Here is an 8,112-nt window from a genome sequence, read left to right as displayed (position 1 = left end):
CAGTCCTATTTAACGAGAAGAATGAACAATTTGGACCAACTTTACTCAGTTTGCAGCGTGAAAATGAATTGTAAACAGGCCCTAATCAAGATATAAAAAAGGCAGCCGAAGCTGCCTTTTCACAAGAACGGATGTTCTTAGAAGTGGTAAGCCAAACCCAACAAACCAACGATATGGCGTGGTGTTGCTTTACCGTGATTATTTTGTGAGAAATAATCCGCTTCCAATGACATGCTAAGGTTTTGCGTGAAGTAGTATTCACCACCCAAGCCGACCAACAACGAAGCGTTGGTTTGTGAACCAAGGCTAACAGATAGGCCATCTGCCGCAGCATCATACTTAGTGTGGACAGCCGCAATACCCAATTTACCAAACAAATCGAATTGATTATTAATTGGGAACATGCCTTTAGCCGCAGCATAAAGTGCGTAGTTGTCTTTAGCTTTTACATCAACTTGAGTACCGGTGCTAGAATCAGAACCTAGCGTCGTCTCACCAAAATACAAACCACCGACTTCAGCAGCGATGTAGTTATTGAACTGGTAACCACCGTTCAAACCACCTGCAAAACTCCAAAGTTTTTCACCGCTTGAACTAAGGCCTTGGCCGCTTAGTTTAGTTTGACCATAACCTGCCAACGCACCAACGTAGAAACCTTGGTGAGAAGTGTTGTTATCACCCATTAATTTAGGCGCTGAACCAGCGAAAGCTGAAGCAGCAATAGCAGAAACAGCAAGTGCTGTTGCAATACGTGTCATTTTCATAAATTTCCTCTCCATTTTTTTAGTCAATATGACCAAAACAGGAGAAATTCTAAACAAAACTTAGTCAACTTGCAAGATTTTTGTCACTTATTTGTCACAAAAAAACAGCGGTTCAGTCCGGCTGCTCAGCCAAGCTAAAAGGCGTGTCTTCACCCACCTCTACTCGCTCGATTTTCTCAAAACGTGAAGTAATCTTGCGCGCTGAGGTATGCACCTTCTCGACATTCTCATGCGCTTTGGCAATATGGCGAGCCACATCATCCATGCGCGACTGGAAAAGCTTAAAGTCTTTTGCCAAACGAGCCAAATGATCCTGAATAATATGCACTTGCTTACGTGTAGCCTCATCTTTCAAGACGGCGCGTGCCGTCGTAAGGATAGCCATCATCGTCGTGGGTGAAACCATCCAGACTTTGGCCTTATGAGCCTGAGCAACCAAATCGGGATGATACGCATAAATCTCAGCAAACACCGACTCAGCCGGAATAAACATCACCGCGCCGTCAGCGGTTTCATTTTTAATAATATAACGCTCAGCGATGTCTTGAATGTGTTTTTGAATATCGCGTTTGAACTGCCGTTCAGCTTGCACGCGATCCGCGCTGCCGGCCGGCAAATTATAAATAGATTGGTAGCTTTCCAAGGGAAATTTTGCATCAATCGCAATCGTGCCGCTGGGCTCAGGCAAAAACAACACACAATCCGCGCGCTTGCCATTCGCAAACGTGTGCTGCAGCGAGAAATTTTCTTCAGGCATCACATTGCGCACCAAGTTCGACAACTGCACTTCGCCGAAAGCGCCGCGCGAACGTTTATCGGCTAAAATTTCTTGAAGGTTCACCACATTCCTAGAAAGCTCGGTAATTTTCTTTTGTGCTTCGTCGATCAAAGCCAAGCGTTTAATCACATCGTTAAACACTTCTGTGGTTTTCTCAAAGCCTTGTGTTAAACGTTTTTCCACCTGCCCCGAAATTTCTTTTAAACGCTCATCCGTGCGATTTGTTAAGCCCTCCACGCGCAAGCCGAGCTCTTCACGTGATTGCTTCAAGCTGGTTTGCAAGCTTTCTTGCAGGGTTTTCAAACCTTCGAGCTGATGCTTATCGAAACCTGCACGAAAGTCATTAAGCTGGCCGCTCAAGGCTAATTGCAACTGATTCACTTGCGCGAGTAATTTTTCTTGCGTCTCAAACTGCGCTTCGCGCACCAGCGCTGCTTGTGCCGTTTGCTGCGACTGAGAGAAACTGCGAAACACTAAAATCATTAATAAAAGAACGGCTAAAGCCGAGAGAATCACTGCACTTACAATCATGCTTTACTCGATAATATCCACGGGTGTGCCCACTGTAACGGCTTCGAACAATGCGAGCAAGTCATCATTGCGCATGCGAATACAACCTTTGGATCCGGGCATGCCTAAGCGGGTGCTATCGGGCGTGCCGTGAATATACACATAACGGTTTTTCGTATCCACCTCGCCGCCCTGATTAAACCCGGGCTCCAAACCTTCAAGCCATAAAATACGCGTTAAAATCCAATCGCGATCGGGCACCGCCTGCCCCAACGCATCGTGATAGACTTCACCTGTCCAACGTCTGCCGACCATCACGGCATTCACGGGCAAATCAGCCCCGATTTTTTCAGCGATACGGTGTTTCCCCAATGGTGTTTTGTACGACCCCATTTGCTGACCGATACCGGCCGCGCCACTGGAAATGGTGTACTGCGCGATGTTTTGACCGGCGTCATTAAGCAGGGTCAAGGTTTGTGTGGAGAGTGTGATGTTGATTCTCATGATTAAGCCAATGCAGTTTTTATCAAATTTCATTGGATTAGCGCGAAGCGCGTAATCCGAGAAAGAAATTTCCCAGAGTCACGGCCCAGCAGGGGCTATTGATGATCCGTGCTGCCGGCATCCGGGTTTTGGATTTGCTGCAAACCTTGTTTAAGCACTTTAACTTCATTGACTAAGTCATTGTATTGTTTTTGGGTATTATTTTGCAGTGTTTTTAGATTTTGATTCATGGCCGTTTGTAGGGCGCCGATTTCCGCTTGCAGTTGTTTGACTGCGCCATCGAGGTTTTTCTGGCTGTTATCTTGCGCTTGCTGGACCATTTTTGTTGAGGTTTGTTGTAGTTCTTGCATTTCATCTTGTAAGGTTTTGAAATTCTGATCAATGGAGGCTTTGGTGATTATGGGTGTTGGCGCGGCTTGTGGCGCAGCAATACAGATCGTTGATACGCTCATAAACGTAATGGCGATGATCAGGGGTTTGATTGTCATGAGCAAGGCTTCCTGGTAAGAAAAAAATGACGTTAGCAAGCTTTGAGGCCGCCTGCAAGTAGGGAAGGATGAATTGTTCGCGATCATGACCCGGGCTATAAACGGTGTTGTTCACTTTATTCGGCTATTGCAATTTAGCCCCTTTGACGTACACTTAATGAACAGTATTAAGTAGGAGCTATCTGATGTTTCATTCATTCAAACTTAAACAACTGACCTTGGCGTTAACCGCTGCAGTGGCCCTGACAGGTATGCTATCTGCAAGCGCCCAGCCTTCTGAGCCGGCGGTCGCGCCTGTGGCTGTAACTGGCGATGCCGCGCCAAATAATCCGAACTCAACGGCAAGTGCAGATTTTACTCGAAGCGAATGTCATTCGGAAGGGCAGTGTCAAAGTTGGGCTCCAAAGAGGCCGGATATTTCGGGTGCTCCTGGTTCCGGCTGGGGAAGGGTAATCTACGGCGACCACATCCGTATGCTGAGCGACCAGGATGCCGACTCCGAAACCGCTGATAGCGCTGATCATCCAGAACAAGAAGTAACCTATCATTCTACTACTCACATAGAGGATTAATGGAGCGCCTTGCTTGTATGTAATCCAGAAAAACCCTCCCCGGGTCACGACCCGGGCTACAAACGTAGCCTGGGGTTGAGGAGTGACAGCGACGATAACCCGGGTTTAAATTTTTCCCGGATTATCGCTAACGTCAATTGCGAGCGAACGCCAGTGAGCGCGGCAATCTGGCTCATTAACCTGGAGATTGCTTCGTCGCTTCGCGCCTCGCAAAGACAAAACCCCCGGCTTAATGAATGAAGAAACCAACACGTACACCGCCGCTCCAAAGAGGGTGCTAAGTGGAACCGCTGCCCTTCTCTTCGCGCTCTTTGCGTTTGATGCGGTATTTGAGGATGCTGCGGTAGCGTTTGGCCACGCTGCGACGTTTGGGCTTTTTGGGCGCATCAGCCGCGAGAGGTGTGCTTTGAGCCGTTAAGGCTTCATAATCTTCATAAGCCATGATCACCGCGACAGCTCTGCCCGACTTGGTAATCATCACCGGCTCCTTGCGAGCATCGTCCAATAATTTACCAAAATAGGTTTTGGCGGCGGTGGCGGTTTCTGATTTCATCTGCTGTGTCTCATTTTTGCTTGAATCAGAGTTTAATCATTTTAATTAAAATTGCAAGCGAAGTTTATTTTCACCATTTTTCATGCAATTAGCCTCAAAATATTTTAACTGGATTTGCTTGCTTTTTATCCAAAAAACACTAAAATGTTCTTAGGTTTTGGCGGAATTCCTAACCTTGATTAAAATGGTTAAAGCCGCTAAAAGCCGATTGGATTAACAAACGGAGAAAAAACATGAACAAATTAACTTTAAGTTTAGTCGCAGCAGGTGCGTTGTTGGCGTCAGGTTCGGCGATGGCGACATTGACAACAAACAATCAGAGCAACCTATTTTCGAATGTTGCGCTTGATGGCAAGCTCATCGAATCCTCTTACGGAACGCCAGCCAATACCACAAAAGTAACATCGACCGCTCAGCAGGTTGAGATATTGAACAAGTACAGCTGCGTACAACACGCGTGCACCGTAACGGTTTACGCCTTACCAAGCAGCACCTCTAGTATAGCTCAGGGGACAGTGGTGGGAACAGGTACACTGCACGGCGTCAACTATACGCTCCAAACCACTGCAAACAATTTAGGAATCAAGCTTTCTCAAAGCGGTCCATTCTACAACAGCCAGCTAGTTATTGCTCAAACTGGCTCAAAGTAACATCAACCACAAACAAAAAGCCAGGCATCTACCTGGCTTTTTGTTTACTCGCAGTAAAACTCTCTAAGCTTTAAAGAAAACTAAACGATTGTCCAGGTTAACTCCAAGCCAATAATATCTGCCGAACCTTTCACCGTTCCTATGGTTGTTGACTGGGCAATATCAACGGGCTGCGTCGTATTAATATGCGCATTTTTCATGAACAAATGGGTATACCCTAAGTCAACACGCAAGTTATTCATCGCTTGATAGGCTAAACCTGTTGAAGCAGCGATACGGTTCGAGTCAGGGAGTTGTATATTTCTATCCTGGTTATTTGACGGAGTCATATCGTAACCGCCACCAAATTTCCACGTCCACTTCGAAGAAATGTGGTAATGCGCGCCTGCGGCAAAATTCCACGTATTTTTATAGCCTTCATGGACCACGACATCAATGTCAGATGACGATAAGGCTGCAACATTCTGCAACACAAGGTTTTTAAACACATCCCACTGCGTGTATTGCGCAGAGGCCATGATATCCCACTTTTTGTTAATGGTATGAAACACGCTGAACTCAGTTGAAGGCGGCAAAGCAAAATTGGCGCGCAAATTACTGTTTTCTTCGACGCCACCGTTGCCACTATTCGCCAAAGGACCACTAAATTTACTAGTGCCCTTCATGTGGTTAACAATCTTCGAGTGATAAGCAATACCAAAACGTGTGGCATTATTTAGCTCATACAAAATACCCGCATGAAAGCCATACGCCCAATCGTGGCCGGTGTTATCGCTCGAGGTGTCGTTAACACCGCCAGCACCAAGCCCAGCGTACTGATCAAAAATACCTTTGGTGTAGACGATATCCGCGCCCGCGCCAACCGAAACACCGTGAGAAAACCTCACCGCAAGTGACGGCGTCAAGTCAATGGCTTGCACACTGGTTTCAGTGCCAACATAGCGCAGGTAGGTATCACTTGGGTAATCTGTTTTTAAGCCAAACGGCACATTCACACCAAAGCCAAAGGCCCAGTTGTTACTGATTGGCGCAACATAGTGAAGATTAGGTACAAAGTTAAAACCGCCGCCTTGAGTAGAAACATACTGAGGTGAACCGGGGTTAACCGAATTATCTTCGACAGTACCACGAAAAGGAATATTCGTATTAATGACCACACCACCCACAGACAACTGCTGATGCTTAATCCGCGTCATACCCGCAGGGTTATACCATTCCGTGCTGGCATCATTGGCTTCAGCCGCGCCACCCGCGTGGTAATCGCCCGTGCCTGCACCACTTTGCTCGAATAATTGAAAGCCCGAGGCTTGCGCCACACTGGCCGCGCCGACTGCCATACCCGTGACCAATAACAAACGGTAAACTTTATTTAATCTCATGAACCTATTCCTCATAGTGAGTGTTAATTGTCCCTGCTGTTTGACGAGCGAATTCATTGTATTCAGTGGATTGCCACAGCGTGTGTACACCTCGCTAATGCAGCGACTGGCGCAATCCCGAGCGAAATCATAGCGAAAAAGACCTGGCTCTACAAATAAAAAGATTAATCAAAATAATTAATACGCTGAACTTTTAGGATGAGAATTTTTGATCAAAAAAAGAGCGGCCCTATCGACCCACGAGCTTGCCCACCACCTGCGGCACACCCAGCTGCAGGTGGGCGACTTGCCCGGCCAATTTCCAGTTGATCACCACTTTACCCGCATGCGGCGGGCGATTCGCGGCCGCTTCAAGCACAGCGCGGTAGCCGCCCATAAACTGTCCGGGCTTTTGTTTTAATGGTGGATGCGCTTCTAGCAATAATTTGCGCCCATCCCAGCCAGCCTTGTACGGCTCGTTAACCACGGTCACCGGCACGCCGGCATAGACCAAATCAAACAACTCACCCACATTGTCATTGGCCATGCGCACGCAGCCCGCGCTCACGCGCTTGCCGATGCCAGCCGGATCATTCGTGCCATGAATCAAAATATTTGTGTGTTGAAAGCCCAAACGCATGGCATATTGCCCCAACGGATTTTCAGGGCCTGGCGGGAATTTATCGGGCAGATCAAAACCATAAGTCGCTTTAAACTGCTTACGCGCATCCGGCGTGGGTGTCCACGTGGGGTCGACCTTTTTACTGACCACCATCGTTTTACCCAAAGGGGTCAGCTCACCTTGTTTACCAATACCCACCGGGTAAGTAAAAATCACACCGGCTTTTTGATCGAAATAATACAGGCGCATCTCCGCAAGATTGACCACAATGCCTTTGTGCGGCGCGCTCGGCAAAATAAAGCGCGTCGGGATAAGTAATTGCTCGCCGGAGGAGAGATCATCGACGTTATACCCTGGGTTGGCTTCGACCACGTCGTTATAACCCACGTCATACTGCTGATCAATTTTCGTGACCGTGTCAAAAAAACCCACGGAAGCCAGCTGCAACTGACCAATCACATCGCAATGAGCTTTAGGGTAAAAATATGCGCTCGCAAACAATGCAGGCGCTAAAGCTAAACAGGCAAGGAAGGTGGGAAATTTTTTCATAGGGCTTTTAACAAATCCAAAAGGCGATCGCCGTCAACCGGTTTGGTGAGGTAATCGAAAACACCCGCAGAAATCGCCTCGATAATTTCATCGCTATCGTCCACCGCCGTGAGCATAATAATAGGAATATGCGCCAAACGAGCGTCCGCCTGAATTTTTTGCAGCAAAGCCATGCCGTCTAAACCTGGCATTATACGATCAAGCACAATAACATCAAAGTGAGCGTCACTTTGCAAGGCCTCCCACGCGCATTCGCCGCTATCACATTCCTTCACATCATAGCCTGCACCACGAACCTTGCTGACTAAGACCTTTAGGCTGATAGGCTCATCATCCACCAACAAAACATGTTTATTTGCCATGAGATCCTTCACTCATATCATTTAGATTTCAATAATCATACACGCGATTGCAGCTATTTCCAACCAGGGTAGCGCGGCTGCCTTAAGAATTTCCATCGCGCAAAGAAAAATACTATTTTTCAAAGAAACGTGCACAATGCATCATATCTTGGTGAGTAGTTGCAAAAATTTATTTAATGACACCATCCTATTTTTGTGCAATAATTTAGCTAAAAATAATATTAAGAGCTTATTATGCCTTCAACAACAACTTCTTCAACAAACGAGCGCCCATCATCACCACCTTTACCACCGCTTAGAGCATTTCCCACACCCTCAGCTCCACCACTGTCACCACGGCAGCTACCGCCAGCGCCACCACCTCCCGAGCTAGCTGGAATTGAACCTGGCGCACGATACCAT

General features: G+C 47.1%; 11 protein-coding genes. 3 read left to right on the top strand and 8 right to left on the bottom strand.

From position 1 onward, the window contains the following. Positions 1-137 precede the first annotated feature (137 nt). The 4 genes from COV52_02825 to COV52_02810 all read right to left on the bottom strand — a co-directional run bounded on the left by COV52_02825 (position 138) and on the right by COV52_02810 (position 3,044). On the bottom strand, positions 138-779 hold the full coding sequence (locus COV52_02825) for a hypothetical protein (protein PIR11710.1): 642 nt from the start codon (positions 777-779) through the stop codon (positions 138-140). Positions 780-876: 97 nt separating this feature from the next. After that, entirely contained in the window at positions 877-2,073 is a 1,197-nt protein-coding gene (locus COV52_02820; protein PIR11709.1) for a DNA recombination protein RmuC, read from the bottom strand. Between the two features lie 3 nt (positions 2,074-2,076). After that, the gene (locus tag COV52_02815; protein PIR11745.1) at positions 2,077-2,556 is read right to left on the bottom strand and encodes a L,D-transpeptidase; all 480 of its coding nucleotides are present in this window, start codon (positions 2,554-2,556) and stop codon (positions 2,077-2,079) included. Between the two features lie 95 nt (positions 2,557-2,651). Then, positions 2,652-3,044 carry a hypothetical protein gene (locus tag COV52_02810; protein ID PIR11708.1) on the bottom strand — a complete coding sequence of 131 codons (393 nt, stop codon included), beginning with the start codon at positions 3,042-3,044 and terminating at the stop codon, positions 2,652-2,654. Positions 3,045-3,229: 185 nt separating this feature from the next. Here COV52_02810 and COV52_02805 point away from each other — a divergent pair, with 185 nt between their 5' ends. Further along, the gene (locus COV52_02805; protein PIR11707.1) at positions 3,230-3,616 is read left to right on the top strand and encodes a hypothetical protein; all 387 of its coding nucleotides are present in this window, start codon (positions 3,230-3,232) and stop codon (positions 3,614-3,616) included. Positions 3,617-3,893: 277 nt separating this feature from the next. On the opposite strand, the gene COV52_02800 is transcribed toward COV52_02805, so the two are convergent. Continuing rightward, positions 3,894-4,169: a type II toxin-antitoxin system prevent-host-death family antitoxin gene (locus COV52_02800; protein ID PIR11706.1), complete on the bottom strand. Its 276-nt coding sequence runs from the start codon at positions 4,167-4,169 to the stop codon at positions 3,894-3,896. A gap of 233 nt (positions 4,170-4,402) precedes the next feature. On the opposite strand from COV52_02800, the gene COV52_02795 reads away from it, so the two are divergent. Next, positions 4,403-4,819, top strand: a complete 417-nt coding sequence (locus COV52_02795; GenBank protein PIR11705.1) for a hypothetical protein — start codon at positions 4,403-4,405, stop codon at positions 4,817-4,819. An 80-nt stretch (positions 4,820-4,899) separates the two neighbouring features. Here COV52_02795 and COV52_02790 read toward each other — a convergent pair whose 3' ends face one another. From COV52_02790 to COV52_02780, 3 genes are all read right to left on the bottom strand, one after another. Further along, positions 4,900-6,255 (bottom strand): hypothetical protein, encoded by a 1,356-nt coding sequence (locus COV52_02790; GenBank protein PIR11704.1) that lies wholly within the window; start codon positions 6,253-6,255, stop codon positions 4,900-4,902. Between the two features lie 172 nt (positions 6,256-6,427). Next, complete coding sequence (locus COV52_02785) at positions 6,428-7,348, bottom strand: L,D-transpeptidase (protein ID PIR11703.1); 921 nt, start codon at positions 7,346-7,348, stop codon at positions 6,428-6,430. Continuing rightward, on the bottom strand, positions 7,345-7,710 hold the full coding sequence (locus tag COV52_02780; GenBank protein ID PIR11702.1) for a hypothetical protein: 366 nt from the start codon (positions 7,708-7,710) through the stop codon (positions 7,345-7,347). The genes COV52_02785 and COV52_02780 overlap by 4 nt, the downstream gene beginning before the upstream one ends. Before the next feature lie 136 nt (positions 7,711-7,846). Between COV52_02780 and COV52_02775 the strand changes: the two genes are divergently transcribed. Next, on the top strand, positions 7,847-8,083 hold the full coding sequence (locus COV52_02775; protein PIR11701.1) for a hypothetical protein: 237 nt from the start codon (positions 7,847-7,849) through the stop codon (positions 8,081-8,083). Positions 8,084-8,112: the final 29 nt, after the last annotated feature.

Source organism: Gammaproteobacteria bacterium CG11_big_fil_rev_8_21_14_0_20_46_22 (genome assembly GCA_002796245.1).
GTDB lineage: Bacteria > Pseudomonadota > Gammaproteobacteria > UBA12402 > UBA12402 > 1-14-0-20-46-22.
Note: the sequence above shows the minus strand (reverse complement) of the source record. Positions and strands in the feature narration are given on the sequence as shown.

Coding starts and splice junctions, on each gene's coding strand:
- COV52_02825 (PIR11710.1), bottom strand. CDS start 779: ATGGAGAGGAAATTTATGAAAATGACACGTATTGCAACAGCACTTGCT.
- COV52_02820 (PIR11709.1), bottom strand. CDS start 2,073: ATGATTGTAAGTGCAGTGATTCTCTCGGCTTTAGCCGTTCTTTTATTA.
- COV52_02815 (PIR11745.1), bottom strand. CDS start 2,556: ATGAGAATCAACATCACACTCTCCACACAAACCTTGACCCTGCTTAAT.
- COV52_02810 (PIR11708.1), bottom strand. CDS start 3,044: ATGACAATCAAACCCCTGATCATCGCCATTACGTTTATGAGCGTATCA.
- COV52_02805 (PIR11707.1), top strand. CDS start 3,230: ATGTTTCATTCATTCAAACTTAAACAACTGACCTTGGCGTTAACCGCT.
- COV52_02800 (PIR11706.1), bottom strand. CDS start 4,169: ATGAAATCAGAAACCGCCACCGCCGCCAAAACCTATTTTGGTAAATTA.
- COV52_02795 (PIR11705.1), top strand. CDS start 4,403: ATGAACAAATTAACTTTAAGTTTAGTCGCAGCAGGTGCGTTGTTGGCG.
- COV52_02790 (PIR11704.1), bottom strand. CDS start 6,255: ATGAATTCGCTCGTCAAACAGCAGGGACAATTAACACTCACTATGAGG.
- COV52_02785 (PIR11703.1), bottom strand. CDS start 7,348: ATGAAAAAATTTCCCACCTTCCTTGCCTGTTTAGCTTTAGCGCCTGCA.
- COV52_02780 (PIR11702.1), bottom strand. CDS start 7,710: ATGGCAAATAAACATGTTTTGTTGGTGGATGATGAGCCTATCAGCCTA.
- COV52_02775 (PIR11701.1), top strand. CDS start 7,847: ATGCATCATATCTTGGTGAGTAGTTGCAAAAATTTATTTAATGACACC.